Here is a 16,162-nt window from a genome sequence, read left to right on the forward strand (position 1 = left end):
AGCAGTGGATAGCGCCGGTTCGTCGAACGGCCGCGGGCAAATCGGAACCGCGAGAGTCAAGCGCGGCATGGCCGAAATGCTCAAGGGCGGCGTCATCATGGACGTCGTCACGCCCGAGCAGGCCCGCATCGCCGAGGGCGCCGGCGCCGTCGCGGTGATGGCGCTCGAGCGGGTGCCCGCCGACATCCGCGCCCAGGGCGGGGTGTCTCGGATGAGCGACCCGGACATGATCGAGGGCATCATCGCCGCGGTCACCATCCCGGTGATGGCCAAGGCGCGCATCGGGCACTTCGTCGAGGCGCAAATTTTGCAGAGCCTGGGCGTGGACTACGTCGACGAGTCCGAGGTGCTCACCCCGGCCGACTACACCCACCACATCGACAAGTGGAAATTCACCGTCCCGTTCGTCTGCGGTGCCACCAATCTGGGCGAGGCGCTGCGGCGCATCGGCGAAGGTGCGGCGATGATCCGGTCCAAGGGTGAGGCCGGCACCGGCGACGTCTCCAACGCCACCACGCACATGCGGGCCATCGGCGGCGAGATCCGTCGGTTGACGTCGTTGTCGGAAGACGAATTGTATGTTGCCGCAAAGGAACTCGCAGCGCCCTACGAGCTTGTGGTGGAGGTGGCCCGGGCCGGTAAGCTGCCGGTCACGCTGTTCACCGCCGGAGGCATCGCCACTCCCGCCGATGCCGCGATGATGATGCAACTCGGCGCCGAAGGGGTGTTCGTCGGCTCGGGCATCTTCAAGTCCGGCGACCCGGCCCAGCGGGCCGCCGCCATCGTCAAGGCCACCACTTTCTACGACGACCCCGACGTGCTGGCCAAAGTGTCGCGAGGGTTGGGTGAGCCCATGGTCGGCATCAACGTCGAGGAGATCGCGGCGGCGCACCGCCTGGCCGAACGCGGCTGGTAAGAACGATCCGTGGCGATCGAGCAGATCCTCGATCTCGAGCAGCTCGAGGTCAACATCTACCGGGGCAGTGTGTTCTCCGCCGAATCAGGCGCCTGGCAGCGCACCTTCGGCGGCCATGTCGCCGGCCAGACGCTGGTGTCGGCGGTGCGCACCGTCGACTCGCGCTTTTTGGTGCACTCGTTGCACGGATACTTCCTGCGGCCCGGAGATGCCAAGGCGCCCACGATCTTTCTCGTCGAACGTATCCGTGACGGCGGCTCGTTCTGCACCCGACGGGTCAACGCCGTCCAGCACGGCGAGACGATCTTTTCCATGTCGGCGTCCTTTCAGAGCGACCAGAGCGGCATCGAGCACCAAGACGTGATGCCCTCGGCGCCGCCGCCCGACGACCTGCCGGGGCTGTCGTCGATGAAAGTGTTCGACGACGCGGGATTCCGGCAGTTCGAAGAGTGGGATGTGCGCATCGTGCCGCGGGAGCAGCTGACACTCCTGCCCGGACTGGCGTCCCAGCAGCAGGTGTGGTTTCGGCATCGCGATCCGCTACCCAACGACCCCGTGCTGCACATTTGTGCCCTGGCCTACATGAGCGACCTCACTCTGCTCGGCTCGGCGCAGGTAATCCACCTTCAGGAGCGCGACCACTTGCAGGTCGCGTCGCTGGACCACGCGATGTGGTTCATGCGGCCGTTCCGCGCCGACGAATGGCTCCTGTATGACCAGTTGTCGCCGTCGGCGTGCGGTGGGCGGTCGCTGACCCAGGGCAAACTCTTCAACCAGTACGGCGAAATGGTCGCGGCGGTGATGCAGGAGGGCCTGACCCGCTACAAACGCGACTTCCGACCGGGGAGCCAGTGAGCGCACCCCGTATAGGTGTCCTGGCGTTGCAGGGCGACACCCGCGAACACCTGGCGGCGCTGCGTGAAACCGGAGCCGATTTCCAACCGGTGCGCCGCCGCGACGAACTCGACGCGGTGGATGCACTGGTGATCCCCGGCGGGGAGTCCACCACAATGAGCCACCTGCTGCGCGAACTCGACCTGCTCGATCCGCTGCGCAAGCGGCTGGCCGAGGGCTTTCCGGCCTACGGGGCGTGTGCCGGGATGATTTTGTTGGCCGAAGAGATACTCGATGCCGGTGTCGGCGGGCGCGAGGCGCTGCCCCTGGGTGGCATCGATATGACGGTGCGGCGCAACGCCTTCGGACGACAGGTCGACTCGTTCGAGGGTGATATCGCCTTCGACGGTCTCGACGATCCGGTGCACGCGGTGTTCATCCGGGCGCCCTGGGCGGAGCGGGTGGGCGCAGATGTCCAGGTGCTGGCCCGAGCGGCCGGCCACATCGTCGCGGTGCGGCAGGGCCCCGTGCTGGCGACGGCGTTTCACCCGGAAATGACCGGCGATCGTCGCATCCACCGGCTGTTCGTCGACATGGTCACCGGGGCGGCCTAACCCTCGCGAGCAGACACCACGGTTGCCGCCAGGCATGATGTGCTCATGGCCGACATCGTGCGGGGCCGATTGGGACGCGTCGCAAAACTGGCGGGACTACCCGCAGGAGTGGCCGGGCGGGCCGCGCTGGGTGTGGGCAAGCGGATGACGGGCAAGTCCAAGGAAGAAGTCAACGCGGAACTGCTGGAAACTGCCGCCGACGAGCTGTTCCAAGTGCTGGGGGAGCTCAAAGGCGGCGCCATGAAGGTCGGTCAGGCGCTGTCGGTGATGGAGGCGGCAATACCTCCGCAGTTCGCCGATCCGTTCCGGGAGGCCTTGGTCAAGCTGCAGACCGAGGCGCCGCCGCTGCCGGCAGCAAAGGTGCACCGGGTGCTCGACGCCCAACTCGGCACCAAGTGGCGCCAACGCTTTGAATCCTTCGACGACACCCCGGTCGCCTCGGCGAGTATCGGACAGGTTCACAAAGGCACGTGGAAAGACGGCCGCACGGTCGCGGTCAAGGTCCAATACCCCGGCGCCGACGACGCGCTACGCGCGGATCTCAAGCTGATCCAACGGTTCTCCTGGCTCGCCAAGCAGATCGTGCCGCGAGCGGACGTAGACCGCCTCGTTTCCGAGGTCAGCGAGCGTATCGAAGCAGAACTGGACTATCGGCAGGAAGCCGACTATCAGCGTGCCTTCGCGAAAGCCTTTGCGAACGACCAGAAATTCTTCGTACCGGCGGTGGTCGCGAGTGCGCCCAAGGTCATCATCTCGGAGTGGGCGGAGGGTCGGCGCCTTTCCACAATCATCGCCGAGGGCACCCAAGATGAACGAGACGCGGTGTGCACCTTACTGCTTGAGTTCACCATGAGCTCACCCGCGCGTGTCGGGCTGGTGCACGCCGACCCCCATCCGGGCAACTTCATGATGCTGGCGGACGGCCGGCTGGGAGTTATCGATTTCGGCGCCGTCGCCGAGCATCCCGGCGGTGTGCCCGCCGAATTCGGCGAACTGCTGTGCTGGGCGCGAGATGAACAGTGGGATGAGGCAATCCGGTTGTTGAAGAAGCTCGGGTTCATGCCCCAGCACTACGATCTGACTGCCGAGCAGCTGGTGGAGTACCTCGGGCCGCTGTGGGCTTACATCGATCCGCTGCGCTCCGGCGAGTTTCACTTCACCCGGCGCTGGTTCCAGAAGTCAGCCCTGATCACCACCGATCCGCTCGCGGAAGGATTCGCCGACCGGTTCAAGGTGGCCCGGCAGTTGACGATCCCACCCGGTTACGTCATGTTGCTCCGCACGCTCGGCGGCCTGCTCGGAGTCGCCGTGCAGCTCGACGCGCAGGTTGCCTACGCCGCGCTGATCGAACGATGGATACCGGGATTCTTCCCGCCCGGGGAGGGGCACCGCCCGCGGGCGACGGACGATCGGTACCAGCCGCCCACGTAGACTCGTCTGGCGAACTTTGCCAGCAACAGAAGAGGTAGCACGCCGATGAGCGGCCACTCCAAATGGGCCACCACCAAGCACAAGAAGGCCGTCATCGACGCGCGTCGCGGCAAGAACTTCGCCCGGCTGATCAAGAACGTCGAGGTCGCGGCCCGCGTCGGCGGCGGTGACCCGTCGGGCAACCCGACGCTGTACGACGCCATCCAAAAGGCCAAGAAGAACTCGGTGCCCAACGACAACATCGAGCGGGCCCGCAAACGTGGCGCCGGTGAAGAGGCCGGCGGCGCCGATTACCAAACCATCACCTACGAGGGCTACGGGCCCAATGGGGTGGCTGTGCTCATCGAATGCCTGACCGACAACCGCAACCGCGCCGCCAGCGAGGTGCGGGTGGCGATGACCCGCAACGGCGGCAACATGGCCGACCCCGGCTCGGTGGCCTACCTGTTTGCCCGCAAGGGCGTGGTGACCTTGGAGAAGAACGGGCTGACCGAAGACGACGTGCTGACCGCGGTGCTGGAAGCCGGCGCCGAAGACGTCACCGACCTTGGCGACAGCTTCGAAATCCTCAGCGAGCCAGGTGATCTGGTGGCAGTGCGCACCGCGTTGCAGGACGCCGGCATCGACTACGACTCCGCGGAGGCGGGCTTTCAGCCGTCGGTCACCGTTCCGCTGGACGCCGAGGGTGCCCGCAAAGTCATGAAACTCGTCGATGCGCTCGAAGAGAGCGACGACGTGCAAGACGTCTACACCAACGCCGACATCCCCGACGAGATCCTGGCTCAGATCGAGGAGTGACCGCCCGCCGGTCGCGGCTCTGACCGCGTGTCCTACCGGCTCTTGTCGGCGCTGCCCGTTAGGGTATCGAACAACCGTTCGGCATCGAGGGAGCTTGACGTGCGCGTGATGGGCGTCGATCCGGGTCTGACCCGCTGCGGCCTGTCGGTCATCGAAGGTGGCCTGGGGCGGCAGGTGATCGCGCTGGACGTCGACGTGGTGCGCACCCCGGCCGACGTGGCGGTGCCGCGGCGGCTGCTGACGATCAGCGACGCCGTCGAACACTGGCTGGACACCCACCATCCGGACGTCGTCGCGATCGAGCGGGTGTTCTCCCAGCAGAACGTGTCAACGGTGATGGGCACCGCGCAGGCCGGCGGCGTGATCGCGCTGGCCGCGGCCAAGCGCGGCATCGACGTGCACTTCCACACCCCCAGCGAGGTCAAGGCCGCGGTCACCGGCAACGGCGGCGCCGGAAAGGCGCAGGTCACTGCCATGGTGACCAGAATTCTTGGGTTGCAGGCCAAACCGACGCCGGCGGATGCTGCTGACGCGTTGGCGCTGGCGATCTGTCACTGCTGGCGCGCGCCGATGATCGCCAGGATGGCCGCCGCCGAAGCCAAGGCGGCCGAGCAGCGCCGGAAGTTCAACGCGAAAGTGAAGGCCGCGACATGATCTCCTCGGTACGCGGAGAGGTGCTCGACATCGCGCTCGACCATGTCGTGATCGAAGCCTGCGGCGTGGGGTACAAGCTGATGGCCGCCCCGTCGACGTTGGCCACGCTACGTCGCGGCAGCGAGGCGCGGCTGATCACCGCGATGATCGTGCGGGAAGATTCGATGACCCTGTACGGGTTTCCCGACGCCGACACTCGCGACCTCTTCCTGACACTGCTGGGCGTCTCCGGCGTCGGGCCCAAGATCGCATTGGCCACATTTGCGGTGTACGACGCGGCCGCGCTGCGCCACGCGCTGGCCGACGGTGACATCACCGCGCTGACCCGGGTGCCGGGCATCGGCAAGCGCGGCGCCGAGCGGATGGTGCTCGAACTCCGCGACAAGATCGGTCCGGTCGGACCGACACCTAGCGCGTCGGTCAACGGCCACAGCGTCCGCGGCCCGGTGGTGGAAGCCCTTGTCGGACTTGGCTTTGCGGCCAAACATGCCGAAGAGGCCACGGACAGCGTGTTGGCCGGCGACGACGCCGCCACCACGTCCAGTGCGTTGCGCGCGGCCCTGTCGCTCCTGGGTAAGTCCACATGAGTGAGCCCGACGAGCGTGAGGTCTCACCGGCGCTGACCGTCGGCGAGGGTGACATCGACGCCAACCTGCGGCCGCGTTCGCTGCGCGAATTCATCGGCCAGGCGCGGGTGCGCGAACAACTGCAACTGGTCATCGAAGGCGCCAAAAATCGCGGCGGCACACCGGATCACATCCTGCTGTCGGGGCCGCCCGGGCTGGGCAAGACGTCGCTGGCGATGATCATCGCCGCCGAACTGGGGTCGTCGTTGCGGGTGACGTCCGGACCCGCGCTGGAACGCGCCGGCGACCTGGCCGCGATGTTGTCCAACCTCGTCGAGCACGACGTGCTGTTCATCGACGAGATCCATCGCATCGCCCGGCCCGCCGAGGAGATGTTGTATCTGGCGATGGAGGACTTTCGGGTCGACGTGATCGTCGGCAAAGGGCCTGGGGCGACATCGATTCCACTGGAGGTGGCACCGTTCACCCTGGTCGGTGCCACCACCCGGTCCGGTGCGCTGACCGGGCCGCTGCGCGACCGGTTCGGGTTCACCGCGCACATGGACTTCTACGAGCCCGCCGAGTTGGAGCGGGTGCTGGCCCGGTCGGCCGGCATCCTGGGTGTCGAACTGGGCGCCGAAGCCGGCGCGGAAATTGCGCGCCGCTCGCGCGGCACCCCGCGGATCGCCAACCGCCTGCTGCGACGGGTGCGTGACTACGCCGAGGTCCGTGCCGACGGCGTCATCACCCGCGATGTCGCCAAGTCGGCGTTGGCGGTGTACGACGTCGACGAACTCGGCCTGGACCGGCTGGACCGGGGCGTGCTGTCGGCATTGACCCGCAGCTTCGGCGGCGGCCCGGTCGGGGTGTCGACGCTGGCGGTAGCGGTCGGGGAGGAAGCCACCACCGTCGAGGAGGTGTGCGAGCCGTTTCTGGTGCGAGCCGGAATGATCGCCCGCACGTCACGCGGCCGGGTGGCCACGGCCCAGGCCTGGACGCATCTGGGCATGGTGCCGCCGGTCGGGGCCGGTGGGCTGGGCCAAGCGGGGCTTTTCGACTAGTTACGTCGAGTTACGACCGCACCCGATCCGGGTACCCAGCACGCAGCCGACACCGTCGGTATCAACTGTGTGAGGAGATTGTCATGAATGACTCGCGGACGGCCCCGGGCAGCCTGCATATGCCTCGCAGCCGCGGCGCGGTCAGCGGATTGCTCCTGATCGCTCTGGGTGCGTGGGGTGCGTTGGCCCCGTTCATCGGACCGTATTTCCACTGGGCCTATACGCCGGACCAGGAATGGGCCTGGACCGCGGCCCGTGGCTGGCTGGAAGTGTTCCCCGGCGTCACCACCGTGGTTGGTGGCCTGCTGCTGTTGGGCTCAGGAAACCGCGCCACCGCGATGTTCGGCGGCTGGTTGGCGGCCTTCGCCGGTGCTTGGTTCGTGGTCGGGGGCGCCTTCGCCTCGACGCTGCGGATCGGCAGCGTCGGCCACCCGGTGGCCGCCACCGACGCCAAGCGGGCGTTGCTCGAAGTCACCTACTTCTCCGGGCTGGGCGCGCTGATCGTGTTCCTGGCCGGCGCTGTGCTGGCACGGGTCGCGGTCCGGATGGCGCGAGATGTCGAGGCGGTGCCCGCAGCCGCGGCTCCTGCTCCCGAGGTCGCTTCGGCGGACTACACGCCCGCTCCGGAGTACACGCCTGCACCCGAAGCCTCACCGGATGCGGTCACCCAGGCGCGGGCCGATCAGCTTCCCGCCCAAGAGCCGCAGCGCTCCAAGAGCAGCTTCTTCCGTCGGCGCAAACACGTCGACGCGTCACACTGAATAAGCGCCAAGTCCCCCATTTCGAGCGGAAATGGGGGACGTGGCGTGTCTGCGTCAGAGTAGGCCGAGCAGTTGCAGGTCGGTGATGTACTTGACGATCACCGGTGCGCTGACATGCGGAATGTCTTTGTCCGGGCCGATTTTCGCGTCCTGCACCGCGGCGCGGAACCGATCGGTCGGCGCAATCGAGCCCTGGATCGGCGTCTCCGGCTTCTGGTAATTGTGCAGCAGCGGCAATAACGAGTACTGGCGCTGTTTCTCCGGCAGAGCCCGCAGCGTCATCTCGAACCGCTGCAACCACTCGCCGTAGTCGCCGATCCGCTGGATCTTGTACCCGGCGTCGATCAGCCAGTCGACGTACTCGTCCATCCCGATGCCGTCGTCGTAGGGATTCATCACGTGGTAGGTCTGGAAGCCCTCCACATTCTGAGCGCCCAACGTCGAGATGGCCTCAGCGATGAACTCGACCGGCAAGCCGTCGTAGTGCGCGCTCTGCCGGTTGCCGTCGGCGTCCAGCTGGTAGAACGAGCCGGGTGCGATCCCGGTGGCCACCAGACTCAGCATCGTCCGGGTGAACATGTCCGGCAGATTGAGCTGGCCCGCATACGTGGTGTCAGCCAGGATCATGTCGCAGCGGAACACCGCGACCGGCAGGCCGCACAGCTCGTGCGCCTCGGCCAGCAGCACTTCGCCGGCCCACTTGCTGTTGCCGTAGCCGTTGGCGTAGCTGTCGTTGATCCGGCGGGTCGCGCTCATCACCCGGACATCGGCATCCTCGGTGAAGCTGCCCGGAGCGATCTGATCGCCCACCCCGATCGTCGACACGTAGCTGTACGGCTTCTTCTTGGTGGTCAGCGCGATCCGGATCAGCTCGGCAGTCCCCAGCGCGTTGGGGCCGAACAGCTCGCTGTACGGCAGCACGTGGTTGACCAGCGCCGCCGGGTCGACGATCAGGTCGACCGTGTCGGCCAGGCGCTGCCAGGTCGCGTCATCGAGCCCGAGGTTGGCCTCGCCCTTATCGCCGGCGATGACCTCCAGGTGATCGGCGGCCAGCTTCTGGTAGTGCGCCAGCAGTGCCGGGTCGCCACTGTCGAAGGTCTTGTCCAACCGGGCCCGCGCCTCGGCATCAGACTTGGCGCGCACCAGACAGATCAGCTTGCCGTCGACCAGGTCCATCCGCTCCAGCCAATCCAGGGCCAGGTAGCGGCCCAGGAAGCCGGTCGCGCCGGTCAACAGCACTGTCCGCACCTCTGAGCTCGGTCCAGGCAGCGATGGTGCGGCGGCCAGCGTGGCGGCGTCGAGGAACTTGTCCAGCGTCAGATCGCCGGCGTGCACCTCGACCGCGTCGCGGCCATGCACGGAGGCGAACGTGGGTCGCTTGGAGCCCTGCCGTTCGCCCTCGATGTAGTCGGCGATGGCCTGCAGATCCGAGGCCGGGCTGACGATCACGCCGACCGGCACGTCCACGTCGAAGATCTCACGCAGCAGGTTGCCGAATGTCAACGCCGACAACGAGTCTCCACCCAAGTCGGTGAAGTGCGCGTCGGGCTGCAGGTCGGACGTCGACGCACCCAGCAGCGCGGCCGCGGCCCGGCTGATGGTCTCCAGCACCGGCGCGTCGGCACCGCTGCGACGAAGCTCGCTGAGCTCATTGGCCTGCCCTTCGGCCAGCTCGTCGTAGAGCTGTTCCAGCCGTTCGCCGTAGTGCTGCTTCAGTTTCGGCCACGCCAGCTTGCGAATGCCGGTGAGCAGACCGTTTTCCAGCGTGAAAGGTGTTGTCTCGATGAGGAAGTCGCGCGGCACCTCGTAAGACTGCAGACCGGCCTCTTTGGCCACGTTCTGCAGCGACTCGGCGATCGCCGACTTTGACGCGTTCACATCCGTCGGCACCACGACCGCCAGCAGGTAGGGGTGCGCGCTGTTGCCGTAGACGTAGATCTGCCGCACCAGTGGGCTGTTGCCGAACACCGCCTCCAGTTTCGCGACCGTGACGAACTCGCCCTGGGCGAGTTTGAGCACGTTGTTGCGGCGGTCGACATAGACCAGCCGGTCGGGGCCGACCTCGGCCACCACGTCGCCGGTGCGGTAGTAGCCCTCGGCGTCGAACACTTCCGCGGTGACTTCGGGTCGCTTGTAGTAGCCGGGGAACAAGTTCTCCGTCCTCAGCAGCAACTCGCCCCGTGGATAGGGCTGGTCGGTGTGGAAGTAGCCCAGATCCGGGACGTCGACCAGTTTGTAGTCGATGACCGGCGGGCGTTGCACTTCGCCGTCGAACAGCACCATGCCCGCCTCGGTGGAGCCGTAGCCGTCGAGCAGATGCATCTCGAGGACGGACTCGACCCAGACCTTCAACTCAGGAGACGTGGGCGCCGAGCCGGTCATCGCGAAGATGAACCGCCCGCCGAGGCGATCCTGCCGCTGCTCGGCGATGACGTCGGTTTCGGCGACCGCACGGTCCGATCCCTCAGCAGTGCGGCGGTCCACTTCGCTCTGGAACTCTTGGAAGAGCATCTCCCAGATTCGCGGCACGAAGTTCAGTTCGGTCGGCCGCACCAGCGCGAGGTCGTCCAGCATCGTGGACAGGTCGCTCTTGGCGCCGAAGTAGGCGGTGCCGCCGTTGCCAAGCGTGCCGTAGAGGATGCCGCGGCCCATCACGTGACTCATCGGCATGAAGTTGAGGGTTATCGACGCGGCGCTCGGCCCGAACCAGTTCCGGGACGACCGTTGCCACATCTTGGCGACGTTGGGCCGCGGGTACATCGCGCCTTTGGGTGCGCCGGTGCTGCCGGAAGTGTAGATCAGCAGCGCCAGCGCGTTGTCGTCGTCGGTGACGACTGTAGGCAATGCCGGTAGCGCCTTTCCGCGGTCCAGCACCTCGTCCAGCGTTTCCACGACGACCGGGCTGTCGGCCAACTGCGCGCGGGCGGCCTGCACGGCATCCCGGTGGTCGTCGACTTGCTGGTGGTAGTCGAACACCACCAGCCGGGCGGGCTGGTGCCCGGTCTGGATCAGTTCGACGGCGTCGGGCAGATGGTCGACGCTTGCCGCGATCACGGCCGGCTCGGTCTCGACGACGATTGGCCGCAGCTGCGTGATTGCCGCGCTGGTCTGCATCGGCACCGACACCGCGCCCACGCGCGCCAGCGCCACATCGATCGTGGTGTAGTCGACGCTGGTGAAGCCGAGCACGCACACCCGATCGCCGGCGGACACGGCGTCAGCGGCCCATGCGCTGGCCAGCGCATCCACGCGCCGACCCAAATCGCGGTAGCTGATCGTGTCGAAGCGGGGCAGCAGTCGCGCCGACGTGCGGCCGATCTGGTCGCGGACGAATTCGACCGCGCGCTGGCCGAGTGCGGGCCGGTCCGCATAGCCGTCGAGGATGGTCTGAATCACCTGCGGCAGCTGGAGTCCGGGCTCTTGCGCCGCTGCGGCGACGGCCGGGTCAGGGCGGGCCGCGGCGAACTGTGGGTCGTTGGCGATCAAATCGGCGATGCGGCGCTCGACGAGCTCTTCGGGGGTATCGGTGGGCATTGGGGTCCTCTCGCAAGGATTAGGACGTTTCACATTTACGGCGCACCGTTGCGTCAATGGGTTACTACGTTAGCAAAGCTAATGTTATTCCCGCGCATAGGGTGATCAAGCTAACGGCGCCCGCTCAACGCCTGCCGCCTTCCGGCCCACCTGTCACACCAGTCACCGCAAATGTGGTGATGCCCAATGTGCCCGCCTATCAGCGACACGGGACTGGTTGTCGGACGTCCATGCGACGGTCAGGCGATGAATGACTCGCTGCTATTGCGGGGGACCGAACTCCGCTACGTCCTAACAATGTAGTTGTTTCGCCATGGGCCGGCCACCGTGGGCGAGTTGGCCGATGCGCTCGCGCGACACGGTTTTGCCGTGGGCGGGCGGGCGTCGAAATCCATCTCGGACGCGTTGCGCTGGGAAATGGGCTACGGCCGGGTCCGTCGGCTGAGACGCGGTCGATATGGACCCGGCTGGATGCCGCGCGGTACCGAGCACCGGATCTACAAACGCGAGCTGGCATTACGCGAGCAAGCCAAGTATCGCTCGTAGCCGGGCACCTTCCCACCAGCGACAACGTCCCCTCTCGCGTGACTGACGAAGCCGCAGTGTCCGGAGTGAACACATCTCCGCCGAATGGCTGCGCCACACCGTCATTTGTCGCTACGAGGCGGGCACATCGTCGCATCCCAAATTCTTTGCGACAGCTGGGATTATCGTGACGTCACATCTCCGCGAGAAGCCCTGCCAGCACGTCGAGGCCTTCGGTGAGCAACTCGTCGCTGATCGCCAGCGGCGGCAGGAACCGCACCACATTGCCGAAGGTGCCGCAGGTCAGCAGGATGACGCCGGCGGCGCGCGCGGCGGTGGCCAGTTTGTTCGTCAGCTCGGCGTCGGGTTCGGTACCGCCGGATTTCACCAGCTCGACGGCGATCATCGCGCCGCGACCGCGCACATCGCCGATCCGGTCGTCGTCGGCCTGCAGCCGGAACAACCGCTCGGTCATCAGCCGCCCGATGTGCTGTGCGCGCTCGATGAGGTTGTCGCTCTCGATGGTCGCGATGGTGGCCAGTGCGGCCGCGCAGGCGAGCGGGTTGCCCCCGAACGTGCCGCCCAGCCCACCGACGTGGGAGGCGTCCATCAGCTCGGCGCGGCCGGTGACCGCCGATAGCGGCAGCCCGTCGGCGATGCCCTTGGCGGTGCAGATCAGGTCGGGTTCGATGCCTTCGTGCTCGCACGCGAACATCGCACCGGTGCGGGCGAATCCGGTCTGTACTTCGTCGGCGATGAAGACGACGTCGTTCTGGCGGCACCACTCCAGCAGGGTCGGTAGGAACCCCTCGGCCGGCACGATGAAGCCGCCTTCGCCCTGGATCGGCTCGATGACGACGGCGGCCAGGTTGTCCGCGCCGATCTGCCTGCCGATGACGCGGATCGCCCGCGCGGCCGCCCGTTCGCCGTCGGTGGCCAACTCCTTATCGAGCAGCCGATCGCGATACGGGTAGGACAGCGGCGCTCGATATATCTCCGGCGCAAACGGCCCGAAGCCGCTCTTGTACGGCATCGACTGTGCGGTCAGGGCCATGGCCAGGTTGGTGCGACCGTGGAAGGCGTGGTCGAAGGCGACCACCGCGGATTTGCGGGTGAAGGCGCGGGCCACCTTGACCGCATTCTCCACCGCTTCGGCACCCGAGTTGAACAGCACCGAGCGCTTCTCGCCGGAGCCCGGGGTGAGCCGGTTGAGCTGCTCGGCGACGGCGACGTACTGCTCGTAGGGGGTCACCATGAAGCAGGTGTGGGTGAAGTCGGCGACCTGTCCGCGCACCGCATCGACGACCCGCGGAGAGGCGTTGCCGATCGTGGTGACCGCGATGCCGGAACTCAAGTCGATGAGCCGATTGCCGTCGACGTCTTCGACGATGCCGCCGCCGGCACGCACGGCATAGACCGGCATCGTGCTGCGGACACCTCGGGCGACCGCAGCAGACCGGCGTTTGGCCAATTCCAGCGATGCGGGGCCCGGGATTTCGGTGACGAGGTGGCGACTCTGTTCGAGAGTGGGCATGTACCCGAGCCTAGTTGCGGCCACACCCGAAACGCCTCCGGGCGAGCGCTCGAAACCGCGATCACTATGGGAACTGCCTGAGAAGATGCCGATATGGCCTCCGCGGAAGGCTCACGCATCGGCACCATGTTCGGGCCCTACGAGCTGCAGGCGTTGCTGGGCCGCGGCGGCATGGGCGAGGTGTACCGGGCGTACGACACCGGCAAAGACCGGACGGTCGCGCTCAAGCTGCTGCGCCCAGAACTGGCCGCAGACACCACTTTTCAGCAGCGGTTCCGCCGCGAATCACGACTCGTGGCGCGGCTGCAAGAACCGCACGTCATCCCGGTGCACAACTTCGGCGAAATCGACGGCGTTCTCTACATCGAGATGCGGCTGGTCGAAGGAGGCAACCTCAAGGCCATGCTGCGCCAGACCGGGGCGCTGGACCCGGGGCGGGCGGTGTCGATCATCGCGCAGGTGGCGGCGGCGCTCGACGCTGCGCACGCCGACGGGCTGCTGCACCGCGACGTGAAGCCGCAGAACGTGCTGTTGACCCGCACCGACTTTGCGTACCTCGTCGACTTCGGTATTGCCCGTTCGACCTCGGGTACCAGCGGGACCAACGCCGCCACCTTGAGCGGAACCTACCTCTACATGGCCCCGGAGCGGTTCAGCGGCGGACCGGTGGGACCGCACGCCGACGTCTACTCGCTGACCTGCGTGCTCTACGAATGCCTCACCGGCCAACCGCCGTTCCCGCAGGGCGAACTGGACCAGCTGTTGGGCGCCCACTTGCTGACTCCGCCGCCGCGGCCCAGCCAGATTCGGCCGGATCTCGGTCCGGCCTTCGACGAGGTGATCGCTCGGGGGATGGCCAAACAACCGGGGGAGCGGTTCCCGTCTGCCGGCGAGCTTGCCCAGGCCGCCAACACGGCGTGGGTCTGGTCGGCCGGGGTCCCGCCGCCCGCGGCGACGCAGCCCGATCAGCCCCCGACCGATCCCGGCTCCTCCATCCAACAGGCCACGCCTTCCCGGCGCCGGTGGCCGGTGCTGGCCGCGGCGGCGGCTGCGGTGCTGATCGCCGCGGCCGGCGCGCTGTGGTGGGGTTTCGGGGCGGGTCGCCCTGCCGACGTTGCGGTCCCGCCGGCAAGCACGCGCTCGTCGCCGCCATCGTCGTCGTCGCCGGTCGCCCCACCCCTGCTCAGCTTGCCGGGCGCCGATGCGCAGGGTTTCATCGACTATCCCGGCGCCCGCTGTGACCCGGGAAACCGGCCCGCGGTGCTGGCCCGCACCGACGAGTCGGTGCTGGTGATCTGCCAAGCCGGGCCCAGCCGCTACTACTACCGGGGCGTTCGGCTCAGCGACGGCGCCGCAATCGAACTCGCCTACGCGGTCCGCTCATCCGGCGGATTCGACGTCGTCAACCCGGTCGACGGAACCCGATACGAGGTACGTAGCGACGGCTTGACCATCATGCTGTCCGACGGTCGGCACTTCGTGGAGCCGATGGTCGACTACGCCTCCGATTGACGGGTCAGGGTTGGCCGAGTGGCTTGCACACGTTGTCGGCCGGGTTCCAGTACTGGCCGTCGGGGCAATTCAGGGGTTGCGGGCCGGTGCCCAGCGGGCGGCAGACGTTGCCGGTGGGCTCCCAGTACTGGCCCTCGGGGCAGTTCAGCGGCTCCGCCGAGCCCAGGGCTGGTGTCTCGACCACCACGACCGCCATCGTTGCTGCCGCCAGCATGGCTGCGGCCGCCAACCGGCCGACGAGGTTATTCATGACAGACCTCCAGGAATGCGTGTTAACCGTGCGATGAGCTTATGTATTGACGGCCGCGTCATGCGTCAAACGCCGGGCCGTCGATCGTGTCGACGGTGGCGAACGAGGCGACCGGCGCGCGGCGCAGTGTGCGCGGCTGGCGAACCGGGTGCCCGAGCGCGATCACCGCGGCCAGCGCCAGCGGGTCCGGAGCCGCGAGCAGAGCTTTGACCTGCGGCTCCTCCCGGATCGCGATCGTCGTGATGACCCCGCCCAGGCCTTCTTCGCGGGCTGCCAGCAGGATGCTCCACGCGAACGGGTAGATCGAGGCACCGCCGGCGAAGGTGTACCGGTCGGCGTCGCGGTCCACCGCCGCCAGCAGCGACAGGTCGGCGAACAGCGCAAGCAGGACCGGGACGTGGTCGAAGCGTTCGGCGAACGCTCCTGCGGTGTCGGACTGTCCGGCGGCCAGGGCGCTGGCCTCGGCGTTGCGGTCGTTGGTCGGTGACCAGGGCCGCAGCCCGGCGGCGGTCAACGCCAGGTAGTCGCGGGAACCGCGTTGATACAGATCCCGCAGCCGGCGCCGTCGCTCGGGGTCTTTGATCACCACGATCCGCCACGCCTGCGCGTTGGCGCCGCTGGGCGCGAACCGGGCGTTATCGAGCACCCGCGCCACGGTGGCGTCGTCGACGGGCTGATCGGTGAAGTCGCGAACTGCGCCGGTAGTGCGCAACGCCGAAAGGAGTTCCATCACCTCATCATGGAGTAGCTCGTCAAGGCCCAGAACGGCGCAATGGCACACTGGCGGTCATGGATATGCTCGTCTTCTTGCCGCTGCTGATTATCCTGGCGGCGTTCATGTTCTTTGCGTCGCGGCGTCAGAAGCGGGTGATGCAGGCCACCATCGACCTGCACGAGTCGCTGGGTATCGGCGACCGGGTGCACACCACATCGGGGCTTCAGGGCACGATCACCGACCTCAACGACGACACCGTGGACCTGGAGATCGCGCCGGGCGTGGTGACCACCTGGATGAAGATGGCGATCCGCGACCGCATCGACCCGGAGATCGAAGAGGTCGACGACGGCGCCGTCGAACTCACCGCCGACCCGGAGCGACTGCCCAAGGACTAAGTCCTGCCGCTCGGCACGTACCCTTTGCGGGAGCAGTCGAACTGATCGGTAAGCGAGGA

General features: G+C 67.2%; 16 protein-coding genes. 12 read left to right on the forward strand and 4 right to left on the reverse strand.

The window, feature by feature from the left end; translation table 11 throughout:
- The first annotated feature begins 4 nt into the window (after positions 1-4).
- The 9 genes from pdxS (at position 5) to AC5Y42_RS08775 (ending at position 7,635) form a co-directional block, all read left to right on the forward strand.
- On the forward strand, positions 5-916 hold the full coding sequence (gene pdxS / locus AC5Y42_RS08735; protein ID WP_499897347.1) for a pyridoxal 5'-phosphate synthase lyase subunit PdxS: 912 nt from the start codon (positions 5-7) through the stop codon (positions 914-916).
- A gap of 9 nt (positions 917-925) precedes the next feature.
- Positions 926-1,771, forward strand: coding sequence for an acyl-CoA thioesterase II (gene tesB / locus AC5Y42_RS08740; RefSeq protein WP_499897350.1), 846 nt, complete (start codon positions 926-928; stop codon positions 1,769-1,771).
- Positions 1,768-2,364 (forward strand): pyridoxal 5'-phosphate synthase glutaminase subunit PdxT, encoded by a 597-nt coding sequence (gene pdxT / locus AC5Y42_RS08745; RefSeq protein ID WP_499897352.1) that lies wholly within the window; start codon positions 1,768-1,770, stop codon positions 2,362-2,364. The genes tesB and pdxT overlap by 4 nt, the downstream gene beginning before the upstream one ends.
- 45 nt (positions 2,365-2,409) lie before the next feature.
- Positions 2,410-3,795: an ABC1 kinase family protein gene (locus AC5Y42_RS08750; RefSeq protein ID WP_499897353.1), complete on the forward strand. Its 1,386-nt coding sequence runs from the start codon at positions 2,410-2,412 to the stop codon at positions 3,793-3,795.
- Positions 3,796-3,840: 45 nt separating this feature from the next.
- Positions 3,841-4,593: a YebC/PmpR family DNA-binding transcriptional regulator gene (locus AC5Y42_RS08755; protein ID WP_499897354.1), complete on the forward strand. Its 753-nt coding sequence runs from the start codon at positions 3,841-3,843 to the stop codon at positions 4,591-4,593.
- A gap of 99 nt (positions 4,594-4,692) precedes the next feature.
- A complete protein-coding gene (ruvC, locus tag AC5Y42_RS08760) occupies positions 4,693-5,247 on the forward strand; it encodes a crossover junction endodeoxyribonuclease RuvC (RefSeq protein WP_499897356.1) in 555 nt (184 codons plus the stop codon).
- Positions 5,244-5,834, forward strand: coding sequence for a Holliday junction branch migration protein RuvA (gene ruvA, locus AC5Y42_RS08765; RefSeq protein ID WP_499897358.1), 591 nt, complete (start codon positions 5,244-5,246; stop codon positions 5,832-5,834). The genes ruvC and ruvA overlap by 4 nt, the downstream gene beginning before the upstream one ends.
- Complete coding sequence (ruvB, locus tag AC5Y42_RS08770) at positions 5,831-6,874, forward strand: Holliday junction branch migration DNA helicase RuvB (protein WP_499897360.1); 1,044 nt, start codon at positions 5,831-5,833, stop codon at positions 6,872-6,874. Before ruvA ends, ruvB begins: the two co-directional genes overlap by 4 nt.
- Positions 6,875-6,957: 83 nt before the next feature.
- Entirely contained in the window at positions 6,958-7,635 is a 678-nt protein-coding gene (locus AC5Y42_RS08775; RefSeq protein ID WP_499897361.1) for a hypothetical protein, read from the forward strand.
- Between the two features lie 54 nt (positions 7,636-7,689).
- Here the strand turns inward: AC5Y42_RS08775 and car are convergent, their stop codons facing one another.
- On the reverse strand, positions 7,690-11,169 hold the full coding sequence (gene car, locus AC5Y42_RS08780) for a carboxylic acid reductase (protein ID WP_499897363.1): 3,480 nt from the start codon (positions 11,167-11,169) through the stop codon (positions 7,690-7,692).
- A gap of 303 nt (positions 11,170-11,472) precedes the next feature.
- Here car and AC5Y42_RS08785 point away from each other — a divergent pair, with 303 nt between their 5' ends.
- A complete protein-coding gene (locus tag AC5Y42_RS08785; protein WP_499897365.1) occupies positions 11,473-11,715 on the forward strand; it encodes a hypothetical protein in 243 nt (80 codons plus the stop codon).
- Between the two features lie 172 nt (positions 11,716-11,887).
- On the opposite strand, the gene gabT is transcribed toward AC5Y42_RS08785, so the two are convergent.
- The gene (gabT, locus tag AC5Y42_RS08790; RefSeq protein ID WP_499897366.1) at positions 11,888-13,228 is read right to left on the reverse strand and encodes a 4-aminobutyrate--2-oxoglutarate transaminase; all 1,341 of its coding nucleotides are present in this window, start codon (positions 13,226-13,228) and stop codon (positions 11,888-11,890) included.
- A gap of 93 nt (positions 13,229-13,321) precedes the next feature.
- On the opposite strand from gabT, the gene AC5Y42_RS08795 reads away from it, so the two are divergent.
- Complete coding sequence (locus AC5Y42_RS08795) at positions 13,322-14,740, forward strand: serine/threonine-protein kinase (protein WP_499897368.1); 1,419 nt, start codon at positions 13,322-13,324, stop codon at positions 14,738-14,740.
- A 4-nt stretch (positions 14,741-14,744) separates the two neighbouring features.
- Here the strand turns inward: AC5Y42_RS08795 and AC5Y42_RS08800 are convergent, their stop codons facing one another.
- Both AC5Y42_RS08800 and AC5Y42_RS08805 read right to left on the reverse strand, forming a co-directional pair.
- Positions 14,745-14,990: a hypothetical protein gene (locus AC5Y42_RS08800; RefSeq protein ID WP_499897369.1), complete on the reverse strand. Its 246-nt coding sequence runs from the start codon at positions 14,988-14,990 to the stop codon at positions 14,745-14,747.
- 58 nt (positions 14,991-15,048) lie between these two features.
- Entirely contained in the window at positions 15,049-15,720 is a 672-nt protein-coding gene (locus AC5Y42_RS08805; RefSeq protein ID WP_499897370.1) for a nitroreductase family protein, read from the reverse strand.
- Positions 15,721-15,779: 59 nt separating this feature from the next.
- Between AC5Y42_RS08805 and yajC the strand changes: the two genes are divergently transcribed.
- The gene (gene yajC / locus AC5Y42_RS08810; RefSeq protein WP_499897372.1) at positions 15,780-16,103 is read left to right on the forward strand and encodes a preprotein translocase subunit YajC; all 324 of its coding nucleotides are present in this window, start codon (positions 15,780-15,782) and stop codon (positions 16,101-16,103) included.
- Positions 16,104-16,162 lie beyond the last annotated feature (59 nt).

Source organism: Mycobacterium sp. NGS48 (assembly GCF_059812585.1).